The organism is Pukyongiella litopenaei (assembly GCF_003008555.2).
GTDB classification, from domain to species: domain Bacteria; phylum Pseudomonadota; class Alphaproteobacteria; order Rhodobacterales; family Rhodobacteraceae; genus Pukyongiella; species Pukyongiella litopenaei.
Genome location: NZ_CP027665.1, coordinates 1,029,948 through 1,055,500 on the forward strand (window position 1 = coordinate 1,029,948; position 25,553 = coordinate 1,055,500).

Genomic DNA, 25,553 nt, shown 5'->3' on the forward strand with positions numbered 1-25,553 from the left:
GAAACCTCCGGGAGACGAGAATGGAACTGACAAGACGCGAAACACTGATAATCGGGGCGGCGGCGCTGGCCGTGGCGGCGGTGCCGCTGCGGGCGCGTGCGGCAACGGTCGATGACCTGATCGCCGAATTCACCGGCGGCGCCGATGTCGCCGAGGGCGGGGTAGAACTGGATGCCCCCGAAATCGCCGAGAACGGCAACACGGTCCCGATCGAGGTCGGCGCCGAGGGCGCCTCGGCGATCATGGTACTGGCCGCCGGCAACCCGACACCGCCCGTGGCGACGTTCAATTTCGGCCCCTTGTCCGGCGCCAGCCGGGCCAAGACACGCATTCGCCTCGCCGGCACCCAGGACGTGATCGCGGTGGCCAAGCTTGCCGATGGCAGCTTTGCCCGCACCAGCAAGAACGTGAAGGTGACGATCGGCGGCTGCGGCGGCTGAGCGAAAGGAGAACAGGACGATGGCAAAGAATGTACGCCCCCGGGTGAAAGTCCCGAAAAAGGCGGCGGCGGGCGAGGTGATCACCATCAAGACGCTGATCAGCCACACGATGGAATCCGGCCAGCGCAAGGACAGCGACGGCAACGCGATCCCGCGTTCGATCATCAACCGTTTCGTGGTCGATTTCAACGGCGAGAACGTGCTCGATGTGACGCTCGAACCGGCGATCTCGACCAATCCCTATTTCGAGTTCGAGGCCGTCGTGCCGGAAGCGGGAGAGTTCAAGTTCACCTGGCATGACGACGACGGCGCGGTCTACGAGGACGTGCACGCGATCGAACTGGGCTGACCGGAGGACGGAGCACGCCTCGCCCCGGCATGGGGCGGGGTGGATCAAGGGAGGGAAAAGACAAGATGAAAAGAACCGCAGGGACGGTCCTTGCCGCCGTGCTTCTGGCGGCCCCCGCCTTCGTGGCGGCGGACCCGGACGACGATACGCTGGTCGTGAACGGCGAGATCGAGATAACGACCAAGACAGCCGCGCCGGCGCATATGCAGGACACCGGGATCGAAACGATCATGTCGGGCTGGCATTTCCGCGAGGACGAAACGCAGGCGTTGCAGATGGACGATTTCGACAACACCGGCATGATCTTTGTCGAGCGGGCGCAGGAAGTCTGGGACACGCCGGAAGGCAGCGCGGGCAAATCCTGTGCCTCGTGCCATGACGACCCGGCTGAATCCATGCGCGGCGTGCGCGCGGTCTATCCGAAATGGGACGACGACCGGCAAGAGGTCAAGACCATCGCCATGCAGGTCAATGAATGCCGCAGCGAACGGATGGGCGCCGAGCCCTACAAGTATGACAGCGCGCCGATGGCGGCGATGGAGGCGCTGATCACGGTGCAGTCGCGCGGCATGCCGATGAACGTGGCGATCGACGGCCCGGCCCGCGAGACCTGGGAAAAGGGCAAGGAGATCTATTATACCCGCTATGGCCAGCTTCAGCTGGCCTGCGCCAATTGCCACGAAGACAATTACGGCAACATGATCCGCGCCGACCATCTCAGCCAGGGCCAGACCAACGGCTTTCCTGTCTATCGCCTGAAGAACACCAAGCTGAATACCGTGCATGGGCGTTTCAAGGGCTGCATCCGCGACACCCGCGCCGAAACCTTCGCGCCGGGCAGCCCGGAACTGGTTGCGCTTGAGCTTTATGTCGCCAGCCGCGGCAACGGCCTGTCGGTCGAAGGGCCGTCGGTGCGCAACTGACACCTCTCTCCCCGCGCCGTCAGCGATGGCGCGGGGAGCCCGGGCGAAAGAGTTTTCACCAAGCCGCGTGCAAGGCGCACATGAGGAGGACCGCGATGATCTCGCGTCGTGATTTTCTGCAGACCGCCATGGCGGCCAGCGCGATCTGGGGGGCGTCGGCCTATGGCAACTGGGGGCGGCTGGCGGCGCAGCAGGCGCTGACCCAGGACCAGCTGCTCGAATTCGACACTTTCGGCAATGTCAGCCTGATCCACATCACAGACATTCACGCCCAGCTGAAACCGATCTATTTCCGCGAACCCGAGGTCAACCTGGGCGTCGGTCCCAACAAGGGCGCTGTGCCCCATCTCACCGGCGCCGATTTCCGCAAGCTCTACGGGATCGAGGATGGCAGCCCGTCGCAATACGCGCTGACCTATGACGATTTTTCCGCGCTGGCCCGCGCCTATGGCCGCATGGGCGGGCTCGACCGGGTCGCCACGGTCATCAACGCCATCCGCGCCGCGCGTCCCGACGCGCTGCTGCTGGATGGCGGCGACACCTGGCACGGCTCCTATACCTGTCACCACACGCAGGGGCAGGACATGGTCAACGTGATGAACGCGCTCAGGCCCGACGCGATGACCTTTCACTGGGAATTCACCCTCGGTTCGGACCGGGTGCGCGAGATCGTCGAGGGGCTGCCCTTTGCCGCGCTGGGGCAGAATATCTTCGATGCCGAATGGGACGAACCCGCCGAGCTGTTCGAACCCTACAGGTTCTTCGAACGCGGCGGCGTCAGGATCGCGGTGATCGGGCAGGCCTTTCCCTATATGCCGATCGCCAATCCCGGCTGGATGTTCCCCGAATACAGTTTCGGCATCCGCGACCAGCACATGCAGGAAATGGTCGAGGAGGTGCGCGCGCAGGGCGCGGAACTTGTCGTGTTGCTGTCGCATAACGGTTTCGACGTGGACAAGAAGATGGCCGCGCAGGTCAAGGGCATCGATGTCATCCTGTCGGGGCACACCCATGACGCCCTGCCCGAACCGGTGCTGGTGGGCGAGACGATCATCGTCGCCAGCGGCTCGAACGGCAAATTCGTCAGCCGCGTCGATCTCGACGTGCGCGACGGGCGCATGATGGGGTTCCGCCACCGCCTGATCCCGGTGTTTTCCGACGTGATCGCACCGGACCCCGAGATCGCCGCGCTGATCGACGAACAGCGCGCGCCATATGCCGACAAGCTGGCCGAGGTGATCGGGCAGACCGACAGCCTGCTCTACCGCCGGGGCAATTTCAACGGCAGCTGGGACGACCTGATCTGCGATGCGCTGATGAGCGAGCGCGATGCCGAGATCGCCATGTCGCCCGGCGTCCGCTGGGGGCCGTCGCTGCTGCCCGGGCAGGACATCACCCGCGAGGATATCTTCAACGTCACCTCGATGAGCTATGGCGCGGCCTATCGCACCGAGATGACGGGGGAGTATCTCAAGATCGTGCTCGAGGACGTGGGCGACAACATCTTCAACCCCGATCCCTATTACCAGCAGGGCGGCGACATGGTGCGGGTCGGTGGGCTTGGCTACCGGATCGACATCACCAAGCCGCAGGGCGAACGGATTTCCGACATGACGCTGCTGCGCAGCGGCGAGGCGATCGACCCGGCCAGGTCCTATACGGTCGCCGGCTGGGCGTCGGTCAACGAGGGCACCGAGGGGCCGCAGATATGGGACGTGGTGGAAAACCATATCCGCAAACAGAAGACCGTTTCCATTCCGCCGAACCAGTCGGTCACGGTCGTGGGCGCCTGAGACCGAGCAATCACCGGGAGGACCAACAGATGAAGAAACGACTGGCAGCCGCATTCATGGGCATCCTGGTCGCGACCTCGGCCCTGGCCGAAGGCGTGACCCACCATATCGCCGTTCATGTGAACGTGGACGATGCCACGGTGATGAATGTCGCCCTGAACAACATCGCCAATCTCAACAAGTATTATCAGGAGCAGGGCGACGATCTGGTCGTCGAGGTCGTGACCTACGGGCCGGGCCTGAACATGGTGCTGGCAGGGAAAAGCCCGGTCGCCGACCGGATCTCGGCAATGTCGCTGGAGATGGACAACCTGACATTCGCCGCCTGCGCCAACACCCACCGGGCGATGAGCAAGAAGGCCGGCGAGGATGTCGTGCTGCTGGACGAGGCGACCATGGTGCCCTCGGGCGCGGTGCGCCTGGTCGAGCTGCAGGAACAGGGCTATTCCTACCTGCGACCCTGAAGGAAGATGAACGTCCGCCAAGGCCGGATACGACGATGGAGAATGACATGAGTTACCGGACATCGCGCCGGGCGCTGCTCAAGGGCGGGATGGCCGCCGGGGCTTTCGCCGCGACCACCGGCACGGCACGGGCCGCCGAATCCGATCCGCTGATCACCGAACCGCAATTCTGGGCGCAGGGGTTCGGCGACGGGGTCGATGCCACCCCCTACGGCCTGCCGATCGAGTTCGAATCCGACGTGATCCGCCGCAATGTCGAATGGCTGACCGCCGACACGATCAGTTCGATCAACTTCACGCCGATCCATGCGCTCGACGGCACCATCACGCCGCAGGGCTGCGCCTTCGAGCGGCATCATTCCGGCGCCATCGAACTGCGCAAGGACGATTACCGGCTGATGATCAACGGTCTTGTCGATAAGCCGCTGGTCTTCACCTATGACGATCTCGAAAGGTTCCCGCGCGAAAACCACGTCTATTTCTGCGAATGCGCCGCCAACAGCGGCATGGAATGGGCAGGCGCGCAGCTGAACGGCGCGCAGTTCACCCACGGCATGATCCACAACATGGAATATACCGGCGTGCCGCTGAAGACCCTGCTGACCGAGGCCGGGCTTGGTGCCGCGGGCGACCTGGCGGGCAAATGGGTCTATGTCGAAGGTGCCGATGCGTCCTCGAACGGGCGTTCGATCCCGATGGAAAAGGCGCTCGAGGATTGTCTGGTCGCCTTCAAGGCCAATGGCGAGGCGCTGCGCAAGGAACATGGCTATCCGGTGCGGCTCGTGGTGCCCGGCTGGGAAGGCAACATGTGGGTAAAATGGCTGCGCCGCATCGAGGTCATGGACGCCCCCGTCGAGGCCCGCGAGGAAACCAGCAAATATACCGACACGCTGGCCGACGGCACCAGCCGCAAATGGACCTGGGTGATGGATGCCAAATCGGTCATCACCTCGCCCAGCCCGCAATCGCCGATCACCCATGGCGGCGGGCCGCTGGTGATCAGCGGGCTGGCCTGGTCGGGGCATGGCGCGATCACCCGCGTGGACGTGAGCAAGGATGGCGGCAAGACCTGGCAGACCGCCCGACTGGCGCGACCCGGCGAGAAACGTGCGCTGACGCGGTTCTATCTCGATACCGACTGGGACGGCCAGGAGATGCTGCTGCAAAGCCGCGCCATCGACGACACCGGCTATGTCCAGCCCACCAAGGACCAGCTGCGCGAGGTGCGCGGGCTGAATTCGATCTATCACAACAACGGTATCCAGACCTGGTTGGTGAACCCGGACGGAAAGGCGGAGAATGTCGAAGTCTCGTAACATCGTTCTGGGCGCGGTGCTTGCCGCCGGTGTGACCGGCCCGGTTCTGGCCGGACCCCTGGGGCTGGGACGGCCCGCAACCCCCGACGAGATCGCGGCCTGGGACACGGATGTCCGCCCCGACGGCACCGGCCTGCCCGACGGCGAGGGCGATGTCTGGACCGGCGAGGAACTGTTCGAGGCGAATTGCGCGGTCTGCCATGGCGATTTCGCCGAGGGCGTGGACAACTGGCCGCAACTGGCGGGCGGCTTCGGCACGCTGGACCAGGACGATCCGGTCAAGACCGTCGGGTCCTACTGGCCCTACCTCTCGACCACCTGGGACTACATCTACCGCTCGATGCCCTATGGCAACGCCCAGAGCCTCGAACCGGTCGATGTCTATGCGCTGGTCGCCTATATCCTCTATTCCAACGATCTTGTTGACGACGATTTCGTGCTGTCGCGCGACAATTTCCTGGACGTGGAGATGCCCAATGCCGGTGGTTTCCGCGTCGATGACAGGGCGGAAACCGAGTATCCGCTCTGGCGGGGCGAGCCCTGCATGGAAAACTGCAAGGACGCGGTCACGGTCACCATGCGCGCCGCGGTGCTGGACGTGACGCCGGATGATGGCGCAGAATGACACTCATGGACCGGCCCCGCATGTGGCGGGCCGGCATGCTGTGACAGCTATGATGGGAGACAGCCGATGAAGAAACTTGCATTTCTCGCCACCCTGGCATTCGCGGCGGCGCCGGCGCTGGCGCAGGAGGGCGCGACCACCTACGATTTCGACGGCACCTTCGAGGATGCGACCTTTGCCGTGGAAAACGCCATCGTCGGCGAGGGCCTGGTGATCGACTATACCAGCCATGTCGGCGACATGCTCAACCGCACCGCCGGGGACGTGGGCAGCGATGTGAAGATTTTCGAGGCGGCCGACATATTCCTGTTCTGCTCGGCGCAGCTGTCGCGCAAGGTGATGGAAGCGGACCCGATGAACATCGCGCATTGTCCCTACAGCATCTTCGTCACCGATCGCGAGGGCGCGGTGCAGGTCGGCTATCGCAACCTTCCCGAGGGCCCGATGCAGGAGGTGCAGGACCTGCTCGACCGGATCGTGCAGGCCGCCCGCGAATGAGGCGCCCGCGCGGCTCTTGACGGAGGTCAAGGCGCCGGGCTGCACGCTCCGCTAGGGTCCCGGCCGCGCGCTGGGGTGAACGCATGTTCGAAACGCTTGTCGATACATTCGGCGATGGCCGTGTCCTGATGGCTGCGGGGCTTGCCGTTGGCCTGCTGTTCGGCGCGGCGGCGCAGCATTCGCGGTTCTGCCTGCGCGCGGCGACCATCGAGGTCAGCGCCGGCGGCTTCGGGCCGCGTTTCGCGGGATGGCTGGTGGCGTTTTTCACGGCGGTCCTAGCCGTGCAGGGCGCCATCGCGGCCGGTTACCTGGATGTCTCGCAGGCGCGGCAGCTCGCGGCGACGGGCAGCCTGTCCGGAGCGATCGTCGGCGGGCTGATGTTCGGCTGCGGCATGATCCTGGCGCGGGGCTGCGCCAGCCGCCTGCTGGTGCTCTCGGCGACGGGCAACATGCGTGCGCTCGTCAGCGGCCTGGTCCTGACGCTGGTGGCACAGGCCTCGCTGCGCGGCGCGCTCGTTCCGGCACGCGAAGCCATTTCGGAACTGTGGCTGGTCGAGGGCGGCGCGGCGCGCGATATCCTGGCCCGGCTGGGCGTGGGGCCGGGTCCGGTCGTGGTGATCGCCGCGCTGGCGCTGGCGTTCTCGCTGTGGCTGTCGGTCCGGCGCAACGTCCCTCCCAGCCGCACCATCGCCGCCGCCCTGGTCGGCCTGGCGGTGGCGCTGGGCTGGCTGGTCACCTACGCGATCGCACAATCCTCGTTCGAGGTCGTCCCGATCACCTCGATCACCTTTACCGGCCCGTCGACCGACACGCTGATGGGGCTGATCAACAATCCCGGCCTGCCGCTGGGGTTCGGCGTGGGCCTGGTGCCGGGCGTCTTTGCCGGCTCGGCGCTGACCGCCATCGCCACGCGGGAATTCCGCATCGAACGGTTCGGCCCCGACACCCCGATGGAACGCCATATCGGCGGCGCGGTGCTGATGGGGTTCGGCAGCATGCTGGCCGGCGGCTGCGCCGTGGGCGCGGGCATGTCCGGCGGCGCGGTCTTTGCGCTGACCGCCTGGGTGGCGCTGCTGTTCATGTGGATCGGCGCGCTGGCGACGCAAATGGCGCTGGTGCGGTTCGGCGGAACGGGGAAACGCGCCGCCGCGTGATCCGTTACTCGAATTCCATCTGCTCATAGACCCGGCCCGCGTTCTTGGTGGCCAGTTCCTCGAACGTGTCCAGGTGCCGATAGGGCGATTGGTCGACATAATAGGCATCGGACAGATCGCCGCCCGCGTCGAGATGCTCGCCGATCCGCGCCCGCAGGTAGATCAGGTAATCGCGGGTATAGCGCCGCACCTGGTCCATATTGGTGGGGTGACCGTGGCCGGGAATCACATAGGTGGCATTCAGCGCCTCGAATTCGCTGTCCCAGGTCTCGATCCAGGCCGCCGTGTCGGTATCGGGAAAGATCGGCAGCATCCGTTCGTGAAAGGCCATGTCGCCCGCGATCACGAGGCTCTGTCGCGGCAGCCAGATCACGATGTCGCCGGGGCTGTGCGCCGGGCCGAGATAGCGCGCCTCGATCCGGAAATCGCCCATCTCGACGATATGTTCGTCGCTGAACGTCTCGGTCGGGATCTGTATCCGGGTGCCCTCGGCCTTGTCCACGTTATAGCGTTTCATGCCCTCCAGGATCGTGCCGCCGGTTTCCTCGACGACGCGTGCGGCATCCTCATGCGCGACGATCGGGACGCCCTGTTCGGCCCAGTAACTGTTGCCCAGCACCGCATGACCCTGGCCGTTTTCGTTGAACACCAGCTTCACCGGCTGGTCGGTGATCTGCCGGATCTCGTCATGCAGCGCGCGGGCCAGCCCATAGGCGGCACCGCCATTGATGACGACGACCCCGTCACCGGTCACGATGAAGCTGAGATTGTTGTTGTGGCCCGAGTTTTCATAGGTCGGCGGCGCGGTGGCGCCGATGGCCGAAAAGACGCCGGGAACGATCTCCACCGGCTTGTCGTAGAGCATCGAGCCGGGATATTTGTCGGCGATATCCTCGCTGGCCGAGGCCACGCCTGCCGTCAGCGCCGCGGCCAGGATCAGGGGTCGGATCATCGTGTCACTCCTCGGTAAATCTGTAGGCATCGCCCATGCGTTCGACCCGTCCGAGGCCGCCGCCGGGCAGGTGAAAGCCGATCATGGCGATGCGGTCGGTCGCCAGCTGGTCCAGCAGACGCCGCCGGGTCTGTGCCCCGCGGTCCGCGTCCTGGTCCGAACCGCTCGGCCAGTCCGGCTGTTCGAATGCCACATGGCCGTTGCCGATGGCATCGCCGACGACCATCAGCGCCTCGCCGCCCGACCGGATTTCGAACGCCATGTGACCGGGCGTGTGGCCAAAGGCGGCATGGGCCATGACACCGGGCAGGATCTCCTGCCCGTCGGTGAAGAAACTGCACCGCTCCGCGATGGCGTCCATCCGCCGCGGCGCCCCCACCGCGAAAGCGACGCGGGATGCGCCGATCCGGTCCACGGTGGCGGGATCGCGCCAGTAGTCCCATTCGACCTGTCCGAACAGGTAATCCGCGTTGGCAAAAAGCAGATCGTCGAAATCGTCCAGAACGCCCCACAGGTGATCGGGATGGCCATGCGTGAACACCACATGGGTGATGTCGCCCGGCCCCAGCCCCGCCGCCTCGAGCGCGGTTTCCAGCCTGCCCGCGCTCGGCATGAAGGCCGGCCCGGAGCCGGCGTCGAACAGTACCGAGCGGATGCCGTCCCGCATCAGCGTCAGGTTGCAGGGCGGATGCACCTCGTCGCGCGCCACGTCGTGCCGGGCCAGGATCGCGGCCAGGGGCTCTTCGGGCAGGCCGTCAAAGACCATGTCCCCCGGCAGGACGAGATTGCCGTCGCTGAGCGTGGTGACCTCGACCTCTTTCAGCCGGGTCACGGTGCCGGCAAGCGACGCCCCGCCGATCCCGGCCGCCGCCCCCAGCCCGCCCAGAAATCCACCCAGAAATCCGCGCCTGTCAATCCGCATCTCGCCCGACCTCCTCCCCGAACCCGGCTTCACGGATCTAAGCCAGTCACCCGCGCGATCTCAACCTTTTTCGACAACCACATCCGCAGGCCCCGGCACATGACATACGCCGGGGGCATCCTGCGGCGGGCCTCAGCCTGATTGCGCCCCCATGGGCTGACTGTCGCCAAATCCGGCCAATCCGGGCAGGGAATTCAGGGCCTCGGGGCCGATCACCACGATCCTGCCCGCTACCTGCATCGCACTGTCGGGTATCGGCGTCAGGGTGATAAGCCCCTGGACAACATCGAGCCGCACCGGCCCGTCCGGTGTCAGCACGATGCCCTTGGCGCGATGCACGTCATCCGGCAGCGCCTTGCACCACATTTCCAGCGCCGCTGGCAAAACCGGTTCGGTCTGTTCGAGCACGCGGGTGGCAAAGCTGGCCGGCGCAAGCTCCTCCGACGGTGCAGGAGGGTGCGACGCGGACAAGGGCCGAACGCCTGAGCAATCCCGGCAATCTCCGCCGTCCCGGGCGCATGCTGTTCGATCAGCCGCCGGACGAAATCGCGCTGGCCCTCATCCCGGTTGACCGAGATGAAATGGGCATTGCGGATCTGCGAGACAAACAGCCGACCGACGAATTTGTCGGTCGCATTGCTGCGTGCGCGCGCACCGTTGATCAGCGTCAGGATACGCGCCGGAGCCAGCGCCCCAACACCCCGCAGCAGCATCGCAAGCCGCCCCGGTTCCGACACGCCGCTGGCCTCGACGATCAGCAGATCGGGGCGGGCCTCTGCCACCCGCCGCGCCGCGCCCAGCAGGTCGTTGCCGATCGTGCAGCAGGCGCAGCCATTCGTCAGGGCGATGGTTTCGCCATCTGCGTTCTCGATCAGCGCCGCGTCGATATTGATGGCACCGAAATCGTTGACCAGCACCGTCGCCCGCAGCCCCTGCGGCTCGCGCAGGAACTGGTTGATCAGGGTCGTCTTGCCGGCCCCCAGATAGCCGGAAACGATTACGACGGGGATGTTCATCCGGCCAGCTCGTGCACCGCGCCTTCGAACACGGTGGCATGGATGCCGATATCTTTCAGGCGGGCCGGATCGACCTCGTAGGGGTCTTCGTCCAGCACGGTGAAATCGGCCTTCTTGCCCGAGCGGATAGACCCGATCGACGCCTCCTGCCCCATGACCCAGGCGGCGTCTATGGTAATGGCGCGCAGGGCCTGATGCACCGACACCCGTTCATTTTCGCCCAGCACCGCGCCGCTTTCCCCGAACCGGTTCACCGCCACCCAGACGCTGGTCAGCGGATGCGCCGGGGCCATGGTGAAATCGGAATGCAGGCCAAAGGGCACACCCTCGCGCGCCAGCGACCCCAGCCGCGCCATCTGGCTGGCGCGTTCATGGCCGATGGACTTGCGCCAATAGGCCTCGCCCAGTTCATGCAGGTAGTAGACATTGGCCGATACCACCGCCCCGAGCGCACGGATCCGGCGCACCTGCTCTTCGGTCGACACGCCGAAATGCTCGATGGTAAAGCGGTGATCGAAACGCGGCCGCTCGAATTGCAGCTTTTCCAGCACATCGAGCGCAAGCTCCACCCCCAGATCCCCGGTGCAGTGCACATGGATGCGGTAGCCCGCGTTCCAGTAGGGTCGCGCAATCGCCTCGAACTGGTCGGGCGCGGTCAGCCATTCGCCGTGATGCCCGTCGATAAAGCCGGGATCGGCCATCTGCATCATCTCGGAAAAGAACGCGCCGTCGGTGAAGAGCTTGACATGCCGGTCGAAATACAGCCGGGCGGTGCCCCGGTCGGTGAGCGCCTCGACGCGGGCAAAGGCGTCCTCGGGCGCGCCGGTGAGTTCCGGTTCGGGCAGGCCACGAGGGATCATCATCACCCGATAGGGCGGCTTGTCCGTTTCCATCGCCTGATTGAAGGCGGTCCATTCGCCCTCGTAGTCGAAAATGCCCCATGCCATGTCGGCGACGGTAGTATGGCCGCCTGCATGCAGGATGTCGTGCATCGTGGCCAGGCCTTCACTGAACCAGTCGGGCGAAAAGAGAAAGGGTTTCAGACATTCGAGCGCAACCATCCCGCCCATCTCGGAAAACCGTCCGCTCCCGGCGTCGATCTGCGGGTGGCTGTCCATCACCTCGCGGTCGATCCTGAGCAGGTCGATGGCGGCGTCGTTGAGAATGACCTCGTGGAACGACCGGTGCCAGACCAGGATGGGCCGTTCGCTGGAAATGGCGTTGAGCTGGGTTCGCGTGACATCGCCGTGCCAGATCTGGTGATAGCCCCAGGTGACGAAAATCGGTTTTGACCCGTCATCCTCGGCCACCGCCTTTTCGATCGCCGCCAGATATGCCTCGTGTCCGCGCGTTGCCGGGACATCGCGGCCCGGGAACTTCCATTCAAACGCGGTGATGAAGGTTGTCGGGGCCAGTATCGCACCGATGGACGGGTGCAGATGCGGGTCGATGAAGCCGGGCATGATCACCTTGTCGGCGAACCGGTGGTCAATCTCATGCGGATGGGCCGCCAGCCAGGGTTCGAGGCTCTCCAGCGTGCCCGCTTCGAGGATGACCCCGTCGCGCACCGCGACCGCGGTCGCTTCGGGCGCGCTGTCGCTCATCGTGTGGATGCGCTTTGCCGTGAATACCGCGATCTTACTCATCTGGTTTCTCCTGTGTTAGCAGGCCCATCGCGGCCTGCACCGTTAGATCTGCGAGTTCGTCCTTGCCTTTCGGGAACAGCGGGCCCGCGCCAAGCCGTGTCTGCAACATGACCATGATGATCAGCTGCACCGCGTATCCGAGCGCGGCCGCCTTGTCCGGAGCCGCGATCTCGTCGCGGTAGTCGTCCAGATGGGCCGTGACCCGCTCTTCGAGCTGCGCCACCAGCATCCCGGTATAGACGCTGCGATCCGCGCCGAGGGTCGTCAGTCGCTGCGACGCGCGATAGACCCCCAGCCGCCGGTTCATCATGTCATGGGAGGTTTCGGCCAGAAACCGCAGCATCGCGCGCAGGTCGCCGTGAACCGCCCGGCCGAGATCCAGCGCGTCGATCTCGGCACGGGAGTCCCTGACGAATTCATGGATCATCACCCGCGCCAGCCCGTCCTTGTCGCCGAACCGGTTGTAGAAGGTGCCGGTCGAACAGCCCGCCCGGTCGATGATGTCGGTGACCCGGGTGGCCTGATAGCCCTGGTCCGCGAACAGCGCCTCGGCCGCATCCAGCAGGCGCCGCTCGGACCGGATCGTGCGGGCCTGTTTGACGGGCCGGGTGGCCCTGGTGGTGGGATTGCTCATCCGTCCGCCATCTCCCGCTGTTTTTCCCGCAAGAGCGGGATCGAGGCCCCGGCGACAACGATCATCGCCCCGCCCAGCACCGCAAGCTGCGGCGGGCGTTCGCCAAAGGCCAGCCAGCCCAGCGCGAGCGCCACCGGCATCTGCACATAGAGCATGATGCTGACCCGTCCGATATTGCCGCGCGCCAGCTGCATGGCAAGACCGGCAAGGGTTATTCCGACCACCGCCAGCAATGCGCTCAGCTGTATCCAGATCTGGGCGCCCGGCGCCGGCACGCCGCGATCGAAACCCAGCCAGTAGAGGGCCGCCAGCAGCGCCACGCCATTGACCGCCCAGAAGGTGAAGCCGATCGGCGTTGCCGCCTCGCGGTTGACCGCGACATAGGTGTTGGTGACCGCATTCGACAGCGCCCCGCCCGCCGCGAACAGCAGCGCCGCCGATATTCCGGCCAGTCCCGGATCGAGGATCAGCCAGGTGCCGGCCAGGCAGGCCAGCAGCACCAGCGCCACATGCCCGGTCAGCCGCTCGCCCAGAAACAGAACCCCGATCAGCAGGGCAAAGATCGGCGAGAGCTGGAACAGCATCGCATGCTGGGCATAGGGGTTGAGCGACAGCGAGGTGATGTTCAGCACCGACATGACCAGCAGCAGCAAGCTCCGCACCAGCAGCTGTTTCGGCGCATGCGGATAGAGATGGTGCCGGATACCGCCCCGCAGATGCGCCACCAGCATCAGGCTGGCGGTGGTGAGCGGCCAGCCGAACAGCAGCAGCGCGGCGATGGACACACCCGCCATGGCCGATTTCTTGATGAAGAAATCGGCCAGCGTCAGGCCCGTTGCGGCCAGTGCCATCACGGCAAAAGGCAGCATGTTGGATGTCTTCGCCGCGCCCATGCTCAGGCGCTGCGCAATTCGCGGCGCAGGATCTTGCCGACACTGGATTTCGGCAGTTCGCCGACGAACGACACCGAGGCCGGCACCTTGTAGCTGGTCAGCTTTTCGCGGCAGGTCATGCGCACGGCGTCCTCGGTCAGGCTGTCATCGCTGCGAACGGCAAACACCTTGACGGCCTCGCCGGTGCGGTCGTTCGGCACGCCGATACAGGCCGCCTCTACGATGCCGGGGATCAGCGCGACCACGCCCTCGATCTCGTTGGGATAGACGTTGAAACCGGACACCAGGATCATGTCCTTCTTGCGGTCGACGATGCGGAAGAACCCTTCCTCGTCCATCACCGCCACGTCGCCGGTGCGGAAATAGCCGTCCCCGGTCATCACCTCGGCAGTGGCATCGGGGCGGTTCCAATACCCGCTCATCACCTGCGGGCCTTTCACGCACAATTCGCCTTCCTCGCCAAAGCCGACCTCGTTGCCGTCATCGTCGCGCAGCGAGATGTCGGTGGAGGGAACCGGAATGCCGATGGTGCCGGTGTATTCGTTGCGGTCAACGAGGTTCATCGACACGATCGGAGAGGTTTCCGACAGCCCATAGCCTTCGCGGATATGCCCGCCGGTGACCTCGAACCACCTGTTCGACACCGCCTCCTGGATCGGCGCACCGCCGCCCCAGCAGACCTTGAGCGACGAAAAATCCAGATCCGCGAAACCGGGCGTGTGCAGAAGACCGTTATAGAGCGTGTTCACGCCGGTCATCGCGGTGAACTTGAACTGGCCGAGGGTCTTCACGAACCCGGCCATGTCGCGGGGATCGGCGATCAGCACGTTGAGCGCGCCATAGCGCCAGTAGCTCAGGCAATTCACCATCAGCGCGAGGATATGATAGATCGGGATCGGCGTGATCACGATTTCCCGGCCCTCTTCGGTGATATGTCCGGCCAGCGCGTCATAGACGGCGACATTCGACACGAGGTTGCCATGGCTGAGCACCGCGCCCTTGCTGAGGCCGGTGGTGCCGCCGGTATATTGCAGGAACAGCAGATCGTCCTGGGTGATGTCGGGCCGGTCGAAATCCATGCCGGCGCCCTGCTCCAGCGCGTCGGTGAGCTTCACCGCATCGCCGAGCGCCGCATGCACCGGCGCGGGCGGGATCGGGGCGGCGGTCAGGTCGGCCAGATCGACGGTGATCACGTTCTTGACCCCGGTCTGGTCCAGCACCGCGCCCAGTGTGCCGCTCACCATCGAGGCGATGACGATGGTTTCGGCACCGGAATCGTTCAGCTGATGCGCCAGTTCGCGGGGCGTATACATCGGATTCACGTTCACCTGCACCATGCCCGCGCGGATCATGCCGAATGAGGCGACATGGAACGGGATGATGTTCGGCAGCATGATCGCCACCCGGTCGCCTTTCGTCAGGCCCAGCCCGTTCTGCAGGTAGGCGGCGAAATCGCGGCTGAGCCTGCCGATCTCCGCATAGCTCCGCGTCGTGCCGAAAGAGTTGACCGCCGGCAGGTCGGCGAATTTTTCCACCGACCGCTCGATCAGGTCGGCCACCGACCCGTCGTTTTCGTAATCCACCTCATGGGGCATCCTGCCATAGTGTTTCTGCCAGATCCGTTCCATTCGATTTTCCTCTGTTTGATTTTGCTGATGGTTGCGTGGCCGGAGGGGCACGGTCGCCTCACCGCCGTGCCGAACACGCAATCTGCCGATCCGGGGCCGGGGTTTCCGTTCGGTGCCCGGCTACGCGATGGGGATGGTGTGCAACCCGGTCCCGCCAATGCTGGCGGCGGGTATCGCCACCGCGACAGCCGTGTGTGCAAGCGTTCGTAGCATGGGTGTCCTCCCTGTCTCGGCGGGCTCCTCAACCCGTCCCCGCCTCCGGCACCGTTGGGTGTGTTCCGAAGCTCCGGGATCGGCCTTGCTCAATTTGAATAAAAATTCAATTTCAATTCTTGGGCGACGACCCATGACGTTGGGTCACGGCGAAACATCCGGTGCAACCGGGCGGCGCGGCGCAGCCGTGGCCAACATGATGCATGATCGTCAAACCCGACATTGGCCGCGCTGCCGCTCTTTATCTGGATGGGCGAGATACTGTATCGCCATCTGGATCGCGCAACGGATCATCTGAGGGCAGACACCATGACACAGACACCGCAATCCCTTCTCGATGCCGCCCGGGCCAAGGCGGCCGCGCCCGATTTCACCAGCGTCTTCGACGACCCGGTGTCGCAGCACGGCCCGCTGTCGGGGCTGACCGTCGCGGTCAAGGACCTGTTCGACGTGCGCGGCCATGTCACCCGCGCCGGAACGGTCGTGCGCAAAACCGCCGCCCCGGCCGTGGCGGATGCCGAGGCGGTCGCGCGGCTGAGAGCGGCGGGGGCCGGGCTGATCGGCCATGCCAACATGACGGAATACGCCTATTCCGGCCTCGGCCTGAACCCGCATTACGGCACGCCGCTGACGCCGCTTTGCAAAGGCTGCATCGCGGGCGGATCGACTTCGGGCGGGGCCTCCGCCGTGGCGCGCGGCGTCGCGGATATCGCGCTGGGCACGGATACCGGCGGATCGTCCCGCATTCCGGCGGCCTTTTGCGGGCTCTTCGGGTTCAAGCCGACGGCCCGGTCGATCCCGCGGGACGGCGCGGTGCCGCTGTCGCAGTCGCTGGACAGCGTCGGCGTCATGACCCGCGATGCCGGCCTGCTCCGCCCGGTGCTGAACGTGCTGCGCGATGCGGACCTGCCGCCAGCCCCGATGCCGCGCGGCGTGATCGTGCCCGAAAATTTCGGCATGGATGAGCTGGACGCCGAAGTGGCCGACGCCTTCGAGACCGCGCTTGCGGCCTTGCGCGATGCGGGCGTGGCGGTCCGGCGGCTGTCTCTCGATATCTTCGACCGCTATCGGGCCTTGCCGGTCTGGCATTTCTCGGCGGTGGAATCCCGCGCCAATCATGGCCGGGACTATGATGAGGCGCGCGGCGACCTCGATCCCCGGGTGGCGGCGCGGATGGCACGGGCAGACGGGGTATCGGGCATCGACTATGCCCGGACGCTGGACATGCGCGCGGGGCTGATCCGCGAGGCCGGGCGCCTGTTCGATCAGATGCCCCTGGCCCTGCCCAGCGTCGCCATCATGCCGCCCCGGCTCGACGCGTTGCAGGACGATGCGACCTTTGACCGGATCAACCTTCTGGCCTTGCGAAACACCAGTTTCGGCAATGTGATCGACGGTTGTTCGGTCAGCATCCCCGTCACCAGCCACCCCGGCGCGGGGCTGATGCTGACCGCGGCCCCGGGCCGGGATGCGATGCTGGTTGCCATGGCCGAAACGCTGGGCAGCCTGTAGCCGCCGTCAGGCGACCCGGCGACCGGCGGTCAGCCGGTCATGAAATCCGTCGCACTGGCCAGGGCGATCTCCGCCGCCCGGGCGCTGAGTTCGTTGCGGGGTTCCCCGAGATACGAGGCGGTGAAACGCAGGTCGTCGAGCCGCCAGCCGGGGTCGAACATTTCTATGCGCCCCTGCTGGACAAGATGTTCCGCGAAATGCTGCGGAAAAAGCCCGACCCCGATGCCCGAGGCCACCATTTCCAGCCCGGCATGGATCGAACTGGTCGGGAATATCTGGGTGGAATGACCATACCGGTCGATCAGCTGCCGACGCAGGTCGCGGTAGGGCCGCGAGTTGCGGTTGTATGTCACCACCGGCGTCGTCCGCAGATCGGGATCGGGCCGGTTGGCCGGTCGGAACCACGCCAGCGCGACACTGGGCAGGGCGATGTTGTCAACCGTGTATTCCGATACCGGCCCCATCAGCACGGCAAGGTCGATCGTCCGCTCCAGAAGCTGCTGCCGCAGGATGCTGGTGACATCGACGACAATCTCGACCCGGATCCTGGGATATCTTTCATAGAGCGCCGACAGGAAGGCCGGCAGCCAGAGATGCACGATGGTCTCGGCCACGCCTATGCGCAGCAGGCTGTCTTCGGCCTCGGCCGGGATGATATCGGCCTTGATCCCCTCGACAAGATCGAGAATCTTCTCGGAATAATCGCGCAGAATGACGCCTTTCTTGGTCAGCGTCACCCCGCGTTGCGACCGGTCGAACAGGCGGGTGCCGAGCGACTGCTCCAGCGCGGCGATGCGGCCCGAGACGGCGGGTTGCGAGATGTTCATCTCCTGCGCGGCGCGGCGCACACCGCCGAGACGCGACACCCACAGGAAGGTAACCAGTTGATCGAGGGTCATGTCGCACTCCACCTGTCGCCCGCGCGCGCCTGCCGACCAGTATGGCACCGTGCTGCCCCGTGGCAATCGGCAGGTCCGGACCGTTCCGGCCCGTCAGGCAAGGCCTCCCGCCACGCGATGCGGTACCGGCGCCCTGCGCAGTTCAGGCGACGATCGGAAGCGTTCTCACCGCATATTCGAGCGCGATTTGGCGGCCGGTTGCAGGGTCTTCCATCCGCATCCGGTATTCCGAGGCCGGCCGCACGCCACCGATGGCACCCAGCGTGCCGCAGAGCATGGCCGCGTTGTCGCCCAGTCCGGCGCCTGTCATCAGATCCTGCAAGGGGCGGATCGAGGCCAGGGTCCCGTCCTGATAGGTGACCCAGTCACCGTTTTCGCGGATCTCGCAGCGCAGGACCAGGCTGTCGAGACGGTCGCGCAGTTCGTCGACATCCCAGACCCCGGAGGCCATAGGTTTCGCGCAGGCCTGCTTGGACGCCGCCACCGAATGGGCTTCGAGGTCGCGGTCGGTATGATCCGAGGCGAGACCCAGCCAGGTCTTGCCGCCCTGCCGGATCAGCAGCGGCTCGACCTCGCCGGAACTGCTCTCGCCCAGCACCTCGATCACCGGGGCCTGGGTCAGCAGCGCATGCGACACCCGGTAATAGAGCGGGACCTGCGACGGCGGCGCCACGCCGAGATCGGCCAACTCGTCGATATGGTGCCGCACGGCGGCACCGTCGCGCCCGGTCCAGCCGGCCACGAAGAGATGATCGATCGTTATGTCAAAGGGCTGATCAGCCTGCGAAATTCTCATTGCGACGTTCCTAGAGATGCTGCGGAAGATAAAGCGCGATGACGGGGAAGAGGATCAGCAGGCCGACCATGACCAGCATCGCCAGCGCATAGGGGATCACGCCCAGCATCACGTCGGTCAGCGGTCCCGATTTCCGGACCCCCTGCACCACATACAGGTTGAGCCCGACCGGCGGCGTGATCAGCGCCATTTCGACGAGGATGATCATCAGGATGCCGAACCACAGCTTGTCATAGCCGAGCTCGACGATGATCGGCACGATGATCGGGATGGTGCCGACCATCAGCGACAGCGTCTCGATGAAAAAGCCCAGCACGATGTAGATCACCACGATGATGAGCAGCGTGGCCAGCGGCCCGAGACCCAGCCCGCCGAGAAAATCCTGCAGGGCACGGCTGACCCCGGCGGCGGCCAGCACGAAATTCAGCACATAGGCCCCGATCACCACCAGCATGATCATCGCGGTGGTGCGCACCGTGCCCTTGAGGCTGGCCACGACCATGTCCCAGGTGACCGCGCGCTGCATTGCGGCGATGGCAAACGCCATGGCGACACCGACGGCGGCGGCTTCGGTCGGGGTGGCCCAGCCGGCATAGATCGACCCGACGATGACGCCGAACAGCCCGAGCAGCGGGACGAGATCCACCAGCCCGGCGAACCGCTGGCCCCATGTTGCCGAGATCCCCGGCCCGCCCAGCGACGGCTTGATGCCGCAGAAGACCGCGGTCACGGCCATGAACAGCAGCGCCAGGGCAAAGCCCGGGATCAGACCGGCGACGAACAGTTTCGGTATCGAGGTCTCGGTCAGGAAACCGTAGACGATCAGGTTGATCGACGGCGGGATCATGATGCCCAGCGTGCCACCCGCGGCAATCGCGCCGGAAAACAGCCTGGGATCGTAGCCCAACCTGTCGGCCTGCGGCGTCGCCACCGAGGCCACCGTGGCGGCGGTGGCTACCGACGACCCCGAGGTGGCCGAGAACAGAGTCGCCGTGACGATATTGGCGTGGATCAGCCCGCCCGGCAGCCACGACACCCAGGATTCCAGCGCCGAATAGGTCCGCCGGGCTATGCCGCTGCGCACCAGCAGCTCGCCCAGCAGGATGAAGAACGGGATCGCGATCAGCGTGGCGCTGTTCGACGACGACCAGACCACCTGGCCCAGCCCCCGCATCAGCGGAAACGGGCTGAAGAACGTGTCGATGCCAAAGGCCAGAAGGAAAAGAACGATGCCGACCGGGATCGACAGCGCCAGCAGCGCGAGCAGCCCCGCGGATGTGAACAGGATCATGCTTCACCTCGCGATCCGGCGAATTCGTCGATGTCGTCATGGCGGCCGCCCGCCAGGAACATGCAGACCGAAACCGCCAGGATGACGGCGGAGAACGCGAACCACGCCCAGCCCGCCATCCACAGCGATTGCGGGATCCACAGCGGGGTTTCCAGTGTCGTGTTGGCCCGCGAATGGCTCTGGATGGATTTCTCCAGCACCGGCCAGCCGCGATAGGCCACCGTCACCGCAACACCCGCCAGCGACAGGATCGACACCGCGTCGAACCACGCCCGCACCGCCTTGGTCCCGCGTTCCCGCAGCAGGTCGATACGCACATGGGCAAGACAGGTGAGGGCATAGCTCACGCCCCAGCTCGTCACGATCGCCATGGCATAACCCGAAAGTTCATCGGTTCCGCCCAGCGACAGGCCCAGCGGTCTGGCGACGATGTCGAACAGCGTGATCATCACGCTGGCCAGCAAGAGCAGGCCAGCGGCAATCGCCAGTTTTTCGTTCAGGGTCCTGAGCAACGAGAGGGTCGTGGTCATCGTCGGATACTCCGGCTCATTCCAGCGGGATCTGAACACCGGTGGCGGCACCGACCGCGTCATTCCAGCGCTGGCCCCAGTCACCGCCCGCACGCGCGGCCCAGTCCGGCAGAACCTCGGATGTCAGGATATCCCGCGCCCTCTGCTCGTCGGCCTCGGTGGCTGCGACCAGCGTCATGCCGCGCGTCTCGCCCGGGCATTCGCCATTGCCGGTCAGGCAGGCCACGTCGGTTTCGAGCGCGGTCTGCGCGCTGGCCCAGGCCGGGGATTCGAGTTCGTCGGCGACGGAAGTTTCGATCAGGGCCTGCGTTTCGGCGTCCAGGCTGTTCCACCTGTCGAGGTTCATCGCGATCACCACCGGGTCCCAGCCACCGAGAGGGATCGGCATCAGGTGGGTCGATACCTCCCACCAGCCGGCGCTGTAGCCCGAGCCCGCACCGGTCACCGCGCAGTCCACAACGCCTTTCTGCAGCGCGCCCGGCACTTCGCCGAAACTGACGCTGACCGCCTCGGCGCCCAGCGCCTCGAGCAGCTTGCCGGTCAGGCGGCCCGAGGCACGGATTTTCTTGCCCTGAAGGTCGGCGAGCGACCCGATCTCACCATTGCAGAACACGACCTGCGGCGGATAGGGCGCGACCCCCAGCACCTTGGCATTGAAGATCTCGGCATAGATGTCGTCGACCAGCGGGCGGGCGGCATCGACCATCTTCCTGGCCGTGGTGGCATCGGTGGCGATGAGCGGCACGTCGAGCCCTTCCAGCGCGGGCGAATCGGCAACGGCATAATCAGCCACGGTCATGCCCACATCGAACACGCCCTGCCCCAGCATCCGGAACACGTCGCCACCATTGATGCCCATCTGGTCATGGGTGGTCAGGTTGACGGTGATGCCGCCATCGCTGGCCGCCGGCAGCTTTTCTTCCCAGAATGGCCGCTCGTATTCCTTGTGCAGCGGCAGGCCGCTCCAACTGCCGACAACGGCGAGTTCTTCCGCCGCGAAGGCGGCAAATCCCGGCAGGACGAGGGCGGCGGCAGCGAGGCCGATGGTGCGTTTCATGGGTTTTCTCCTTGTTGAACTTGGTTTGATCATTGCGATTCAATGGGTATCAGGACGTTCGGGTCGGTCTCGTCGGCGTCGGTGATCAGCATCGCACCCGGCGCATGGGTGATCGCGATCTCGGGGGCGGCGCCGGACAGCGCCACCTGCGTCGTCACCCCGCAGCCCCAAAAGGCAGCCACCTCGCCATCGCGCAGGCGCACCGCTTCGCCCCAATCCGGTCTGTTCAGATTCGCGATCCCGATGTCGCCGGGGTTGCCGATATGGATCGGTGCGCCATGCGCATGTGGAAACCGGGCACAGATGTCCCTGACCCGGTCTGCATCGCCTTCGGGGATAGGCCGCATGCTGACCACGGCCGGTCCGGCAAAGCGGCCAGCGGGCCGCGTGGCGATATTGGTGCGGAACATCGGGACCGTCACGCCGTTCTCGACATGGCGCATCCCGATCCCGGCGCGCATCAGAGCGTGCTCGAAGGTGAAGGAGCAACCGACGGCGAACGCCATGAGATCCTCGCGCCACAGGGCCTTTATGTCCTGGCGCCGCTCGACGGCCTGCCCCGGGCGATAGACGAAAAACAGCGGCAAATCGGTGCGCAGGTCGATCTCGGCGCCGAGCCTGTCAATCTGCGGCCTGCCGGGTTGCGACACGCCCACAAGCGGGCAGAAAACCGGGTTGGCCTCGCAGAACCCGAGGAAATCCTCGCCATCTGCCGCGGGCAGGATCACCAGATTGCATTGCAGCCTGCCATTGCACAGCCCGGCCGTATGTCCGGCATAGGCATTTTCCCGCAGCGCCTGCCTGACCTGCCCGACCGGCATGGCCGCAAGTTGATCATGCGTCACCCGTTTGTGCAGGGGAATCGAATCCATGGTGTTTTCCATAGGACATCGTTGCACGATTTCAGGTATAAGCGGTAACTGTCATTTTGTATCAGTTTTGATCGCATCACGCGATCATACTGAGCAGCGGTCACGGGTCTGCGGCAAATTCCTCGATCAGGTCCGGCCCGTCATCGTCCCGACCGAACCGGCGGACGGGATGATGGGTGAGGCCGGCCTTTTCCCCCAGCCCGGCCGGATCGCCGCCGCCTGTCAGCCATGTTTCGCGTTCCGCGGTGTCGAGGATGACCGGCATCCGGTGGTGAATATCGGCCACGCTTTCGTTGGCCGCCCGTGTCAGCATCGTGCAGGTCAACAGGTCGCCCCACCGGGATGCCAGCCCGGCGGCGTATAGGTTTTCCTCGTTGCCGGTGCCGCGAATGAAATGGGGCGTTTTGCGCCCCTTGGTGCCGGTCCATTCATAATACCCCGCCATCGGGATCAGGCAGCGGCCCCTGTTCCAGACCGCGCGGAATGTGGGCTTGGTGGCGGCATCCTCGATCCGGGCGTTGAACGTGGTTGCCTTCCAGTCGGACAGCGCGCCCTTGTGCCAGGACGGCACGAGCCACCAGCGGGCAATCATGGGGCGGAGATCGGGCGTCAGCAGCACGATGTCCTGCGTCGGCTTCACGTTGAAGCGCCGCTGCCAGCCCTCGAACGGGTCGATCTTCAGCCAGGAGGTATCCAGCCCGGCGCTGCGCAGGTTGGGATCAACGAATCTTCCGCACATGGCGGCAGAGTAGCGCCGGGGCGGGCGCGCCGCACCTGTTTCGCAACCGCAACTCGCGCCGGGTTCTGCCGGGTGCCCGGCAACAGGCCGTAAACGCAGCCCGGACTTACGCGGAAATTACCGGCCCTGATCGGCCACCAACGTCCGGACCAGACCGGGATCGCAGGCCGTTGTGTATCCCATCGCCCGCTTGATGCCCGGCAGCAAGGCCGCGCCGTTCATTGCAAAGGCAAGTTCGATCAGACCGGCATCGCCATACTGGGCGCGGACGATCTCGCGGGCCTCCATGTTGTCCGCCCTGAGCCCGGCGACACTGTCGGCCAGCGTGGCGACCGCGGCGAGCCCCGCGGGCAGGGTCGCATATTGCCCGGAAACCACCTGATCCAGCAGTTGGGCCGAGAGGCCGGCGGACCTGGCCAGATTGATCTCGGCCTTAACGCACTCCCCGCAATCGGCGGCAAGAGCACCGCGGAGACGCGCGACATGATAGGCATCGACCGGCACATTGTTGTTGGGATCGAGAAATCCGAAGATCCTGTTGTATCGAAACAAGAGCCTCAGGTCTGTCCCGGCGATTTCCCGAGTGTAGTCGAGCGTCACGCCGAGCCGTTTTTCGGCCCGGCCAATCAGGAACGAGATCAACCGATGAAGGGTCATGCCGGTGTCGCCTCTCCTGCTACCATGCCGTCTCGGGTGATTTTCCCGACCTCATGACTGGTCTTCCTGCTCGCGCCCAAGCAGAAGCATCGTCAGATCGTCAATGGCGGCCCCTTGCAGACCGGCGACCAGATCAGGCGCGAAGGTGCGGCCGATGAATGCCCAGGTCAGCAGCGTGGCGCGGGCGGCAGCCTCGTCCCCGGTTGCGCCCGCGTTCCGGAACAGCTCATCCAGATAGTCGAACCTGAGCTGATCGACCTCTCGGACGCAGGCCGCGGCCAGCGGGTCGACACCGCCCCAGCGGCGGACGGCTTTCTCGATCACCTGCGGGTTCCCGATTGCACGCTGAATCAGGGTCGCGAGTTGATCCCGGCCCGGCGGCAGCCCCTTGAGATCCGCGATGACCCTCTCGGTCGTCGCGCTGCGCCAGGCCCGGAGTATGGCACCGTGAAAGTCACCGAGCGAAGGGAAATGCCAATAGAAACTGCCGCGCGACACCCCGAGCGCGCTGGCCATCGGCTCGGCCTTGAGCGCCTCGTGGCCCTTGTCCCGAAGGACGACGAGCCCATGTGCAATCCAGTCATCCCGGGTAAGGCGTTTTGTCATGCGCCAACCATACAGATGTGTATTGATTTGACAAGACAGAACTGTATGGTTCTGGGCACAGACATGAAAAGGAGACCAAGATGCTCTCAGCCGCAGCCATTTGCCTGGTCCTCGTGGGGGCTATGCACAGTTTCCTCGGAGGCCTCCGGCTCATCTCCCCGCTTCTGGCCCGACCGGACTTTCCCAGCATTCTGGGCAGCCAGCGAAATGCGCGGCTGACGCTGTTTTTCGGCTGGCATGCGCTGACCGTCTTCTGGTGGGCCCAGGCCTATGTGCTCTGGACGATCGCCACGGAACCGTCGCGGGCGATCCATGCAACGCTCCTGACCCTGGCGATCGCCAGCTGCATGCTGGCCTGCGCCGCGATCATCGCCTCACGGGGGCGGCACCTGTCCTGGGTCTTTTTCCTGCCGATCACGATCCTGCTGGTCTGCGTTTTGATCGAATAGGTGGACCCAAAGCCCCGAGATTGCCGTGGCCCAAATGCGGGCGCTTTCCCCGAGGGTCAGCCCCGGTATCCACGCCCTACTCCAGAACCCTGAGAGCGGCGGCCACGAGGTGATCCGCGAAACCCTGGTCGAGCGGCCGATGCCCGACCAGCAGACGATAGAAGACCGGGCCGTAGATGACATCCAGCACGACCTCGAGATCGGCCGGACGGGCGATGTCGCCCTTCTGGATCGCGCGTTCGATCAGACCGCGCCCGGTTTCCCGGCTCGACAGGATCACCTGGTTGCGGAACGCCTTGGTCATCTCGCTTTCCGGATCGGCCGCTGCCAGGGCCATGGTGATCTGCCGTCCGCGCGTCGTCGCAAAGGCCGTCACCAGCGTTCTCATCTGTGCGGTCAGGCCGGATTTCAGGGTGCCGCCCGGCTCTGCAGGCTCCACCGGTCCGGCCATCATCAGCGCCGCCATGGCAAGTTCGCAGGCATTCGCCCAGTTGCGGTAGATCGTCGGCTTTCCGACCCCTGACCTCGCGGCCACCGCTTCGATCGACAGGCGCCCGAAGCCGTCATTCATGAGGATTTCATGCGCCACCGACAAGGCCCGCTTCCTTGCGGTCTTGCTGGGCGGGCGCCCGCGCGGTTTCCTGGGGTTCGGTTGATCTTGACTCATTATGTAACGTGA

At 65.3% G+C, this 25,553-nt stretch carries 28 protein-coding genes and 1 pseudogene; 11 read left to right on the plus strand and 18 right to left on the minus strand.

All coding sequences use genetic code 11. The features are described from left to right. Positions 1-20 precede the first annotated feature (20 nt). The 9 genes and pseudogenes from soxY to C6Y53_RS05165 all read left to right on the plus strand — a co-directional run bounded on the left by soxY (position 21) and on the right by C6Y53_RS05165 (position 7,562). Positions 21-440, plus strand: a complete 420-nt coding sequence (gene soxY / locus C6Y53_RS05125; protein WP_106471451.1) for a thiosulfate oxidation carrier protein SoxY — start codon at positions 21-23, stop codon at positions 438-440. Positions 441-459: 19 nt separating this feature from the next. Further along, complete coding sequence (gene soxZ / locus C6Y53_RS05130; protein WP_106471452.1) at positions 460-789, plus strand: thiosulfate oxidation carrier complex protein SoxZ; 330 nt, start codon at positions 460-462, stop codon at positions 787-789. Between the two features lie 65 nt (positions 790-854). Then, a complete protein-coding gene (gene soxA, locus C6Y53_RS05135; RefSeq protein ID WP_106471453.1) occupies positions 855-1,712 on the plus strand; it encodes a sulfur oxidation c-type cytochrome SoxA in 858 nt (285 codons plus the stop codon). 95 nt (positions 1,713-1,807) lie between these two features. Further along, the gene (soxB, locus tag C6Y53_RS05140; RefSeq protein WP_106471454.1) at positions 1,808-3,505 is read left to right on the plus strand and encodes a thiosulfohydrolase SoxB; all 1,698 of its coding nucleotides are present in this window, start codon (positions 1,808-1,810) and stop codon (positions 3,503-3,505) included. A 29-nt stretch (positions 3,506-3,534) separates the two neighbouring features. Beyond that, entirely contained in the window at positions 3,535-3,969 is a 435-nt protein-coding gene (locus C6Y53_RS05145; protein WP_106471455.1) for a DsrE family protein, read from the plus strand. Positions 3,970-4,016: 47 nt separating this feature from the next. Beyond that, positions 4,017-5,285 (plus strand): sulfite dehydrogenase, encoded by a 1,269-nt coding sequence (gene soxC / locus C6Y53_RS05150; protein ID WP_106473967.1) that lies wholly within the window; start codon positions 4,017-4,019, stop codon positions 5,283-5,285. After that, positions 5,269-5,898: pseudogene (locus C6Y53_RS05155) on the plus strand (c-type cytochrome); the annotation flags it as partial. The gene soxC and the pseudogene C6Y53_RS05155, both read left to right, overlap by 17 nt. Positions 5,899-5,976: 78 nt before the next feature. Continuing rightward, complete coding sequence (locus C6Y53_RS05160; protein WP_106471457.1) at positions 5,977-6,408, plus strand: DUF302 domain-containing protein; 432 nt, start codon at positions 5,977-5,979, stop codon at positions 6,406-6,408. 83 nt (positions 6,409-6,491) lie between these two features. Further along, positions 6,492-7,562 (plus strand): YeeE/YedE family protein, encoded by a 1,071-nt coding sequence (locus C6Y53_RS05165; protein WP_106471458.1) that lies wholly within the window; start codon positions 6,492-6,494, stop codon positions 7,560-7,562. Positions 7,563-7,566: 4 nt separating this feature from the next. Here C6Y53_RS05165 and C6Y53_RS05170 read toward each other — a convergent pair whose 3' ends face one another. The 8 genes from C6Y53_RS05170 to C6Y53_RS05205 all read right to left on the minus strand — a co-directional run bounded on the left by C6Y53_RS05170 (position 7,567) and on the right by C6Y53_RS05205 (position 15,253). Continuing rightward, on the minus strand, positions 7,567-8,514 hold the full coding sequence (locus C6Y53_RS05170) for an MBL fold metallo-hydrolase (protein ID WP_106471459.1): 948 nt from the start codon (positions 8,512-8,514) through the stop codon (positions 7,567-7,569). A gap of 4 nt (positions 8,515-8,518) precedes the next feature. Continuing rightward, complete coding sequence (locus tag C6Y53_RS05175; protein WP_106471460.1) at positions 8,519-9,436, minus strand: MBL fold metallo-hydrolase; 918 nt, start codon at positions 9,434-9,436, stop codon at positions 8,519-8,521. Positions 9,437-9,568: 132 nt separating this feature from the next. Beyond that, positions 9,569-9,802: a CobW C-terminal domain-containing protein gene (locus tag C6Y53_RS05180; RefSeq protein ID WP_244614946.1), complete on the minus strand. Its 234-nt coding sequence runs from the start codon at positions 9,800-9,802 to the stop codon at positions 9,569-9,571. Beyond that, on the minus strand, positions 9,748-10,452 hold the full coding sequence (locus C6Y53_RS05185; RefSeq protein WP_106471462.1) for a CobW family GTP-binding protein: 705 nt from the start codon (positions 10,450-10,452) through the stop codon (positions 9,748-9,750). The genes C6Y53_RS05180 and C6Y53_RS05185 overlap by 55 nt, the downstream gene beginning before the upstream one ends. Continuing rightward, positions 10,449-12,098, minus strand: coding sequence for an amidohydrolase (locus C6Y53_RS05190; RefSeq protein ID WP_106471463.1), 1,650 nt, complete (start codon positions 12,096-12,098; stop codon positions 10,449-10,451). The genes C6Y53_RS05185 and C6Y53_RS05190 overlap by 4 nt, the downstream gene beginning before the upstream one ends. Beyond that, a complete protein-coding gene (locus C6Y53_RS05195; protein WP_106471464.1) occupies positions 12,091-12,732 on the minus strand; it encodes a TetR/AcrR family transcriptional regulator in 642 nt (213 codons plus the stop codon). The genes C6Y53_RS05190 and C6Y53_RS05195 overlap by 8 nt, the downstream gene beginning before the upstream one ends. Next, the gene (locus tag C6Y53_RS05200) at positions 12,729-13,601 is read right to left on the minus strand and encodes a DMT family transporter (protein ID WP_149615460.1); all 873 of its coding nucleotides are present in this window, start codon (positions 13,599-13,601) and stop codon (positions 12,729-12,731) included. The genes C6Y53_RS05195 and C6Y53_RS05200 overlap by 4 nt, the downstream gene beginning before the upstream one ends. Before the next feature lie 26 nt (positions 13,602-13,627). Then, entirely contained in the window at positions 13,628-15,253 is a 1,626-nt protein-coding gene (locus C6Y53_RS05205) for an AMP-binding protein (protein WP_106471466.1), read from the minus strand. A 522-nt stretch (positions 15,254-15,775) separates the two neighbouring features. Between C6Y53_RS05205 and C6Y53_RS05210 the strand changes: the two genes are divergently transcribed. Further along, positions 15,776-16,978 carry an amidase family protein gene (locus C6Y53_RS05210; RefSeq protein ID WP_211299461.1) on the plus strand — a complete coding sequence of 401 codons (1,203 nt, stop codon included), beginning with the start codon at positions 15,776-15,778 and terminating at the stop codon, positions 16,976-16,978. Between the two features lie 29 nt (positions 16,979-17,007). Here the strand turns inward: C6Y53_RS05210 and C6Y53_RS05215 are convergent, their stop codons facing one another. The 9 genes from C6Y53_RS05215 to C6Y53_RS05255 all read right to left on the minus strand — a co-directional run bounded on the left by C6Y53_RS05215 (position 17,008) and on the right by C6Y53_RS05255 (position 24,425). Further along, positions 17,008-17,877: a LysR family transcriptional regulator gene (locus tag C6Y53_RS05215; protein WP_106471468.1), complete on the minus strand. Its 870-nt coding sequence runs from the start codon at positions 17,875-17,877 to the stop codon at positions 17,008-17,010. Between the two features lie 142 nt (positions 17,878-18,019). Beyond that, positions 18,020-18,673: a DUF2848 domain-containing protein gene (locus C6Y53_RS05220; protein ID WP_106471469.1), complete on the minus strand. Its 654-nt coding sequence runs from the start codon at positions 18,671-18,673 to the stop codon at positions 18,020-18,022. Positions 18,674-18,683: 10 nt separating this feature from the next. Beyond that, the gene (locus C6Y53_RS05225; protein ID WP_106471470.1) at positions 18,684-19,964 is read right to left on the minus strand and encodes a TRAP transporter large permease; all 1,281 of its coding nucleotides are present in this window, start codon (positions 19,962-19,964) and stop codon (positions 18,684-18,686) included. Next, positions 19,961-20,494 (minus strand): TRAP transporter small permease subunit, encoded by a 534-nt coding sequence (locus C6Y53_RS05230; protein WP_106471471.1) that lies wholly within the window; start codon positions 20,492-20,494, stop codon positions 19,961-19,963. The genes C6Y53_RS05225 and C6Y53_RS05230 overlap by 4 nt, the downstream gene beginning before the upstream one ends. Positions 20,495-20,510: 16 nt before the next feature. Continuing rightward, positions 20,511-21,551 carry a TRAP transporter substrate-binding protein gene (locus C6Y53_RS05235; protein WP_106471472.1) on the minus strand — a complete coding sequence of 347 codons (1,041 nt, stop codon included), beginning with the start codon at positions 21,549-21,551 and terminating at the stop codon, positions 20,511-20,513. A gap of 29 nt (positions 21,552-21,580) precedes the next feature. Beyond that, positions 21,581-22,423, minus strand: coding sequence for a putative hydro-lyase (locus tag C6Y53_RS05240; RefSeq protein WP_106473968.1), 843 nt, complete (start codon positions 22,421-22,423; stop codon positions 21,581-21,583). A gap of 100 nt (positions 22,424-22,523) precedes the next feature. Then, complete coding sequence (locus C6Y53_RS05245; protein WP_106471473.1) at positions 22,524-23,162, minus strand: SOS response-associated peptidase; 639 nt, start codon at positions 23,160-23,162, stop codon at positions 22,524-22,526. A 117-nt stretch (positions 23,163-23,279) separates the two neighbouring features. Continuing rightward, positions 23,280-23,819, minus strand: a complete 540-nt coding sequence (locus C6Y53_RS05250; protein ID WP_106471474.1) for a carboxymuconolactone decarboxylase family protein — start codon at positions 23,817-23,819, stop codon at positions 23,280-23,282. 51 nt (positions 23,820-23,870) lie between these two features. Next, positions 23,871-24,425 carry a TetR/AcrR family transcriptional regulator gene (locus tag C6Y53_RS05255; protein WP_106471475.1) on the minus strand — a complete coding sequence of 185 codons (555 nt, stop codon included), beginning with the start codon at positions 24,423-24,425 and terminating at the stop codon, positions 23,871-23,873. An 80-nt stretch (positions 24,426-24,505) separates the two neighbouring features. On the opposite strand from C6Y53_RS05255, the gene C6Y53_RS05260 reads away from it, so the two are divergent. Then, positions 24,506-24,874 (plus strand): hypothetical protein, encoded by a 369-nt coding sequence (locus C6Y53_RS05260; protein WP_149615462.1) that lies wholly within the window; start codon positions 24,506-24,508, stop codon positions 24,872-24,874. A gap of 76 nt (positions 24,875-24,950) precedes the next feature. Here the strand turns inward: C6Y53_RS05260 and C6Y53_RS05265 are convergent, their stop codons facing one another. Next, a complete protein-coding gene (locus C6Y53_RS05265) occupies positions 24,951-25,445 on the minus strand; it encodes a TetR-like C-terminal domain-containing protein (protein WP_244614947.1) in 495 nt (164 codons plus the stop codon). Positions 25,446-25,553 lie beyond the last annotated feature (108 nt).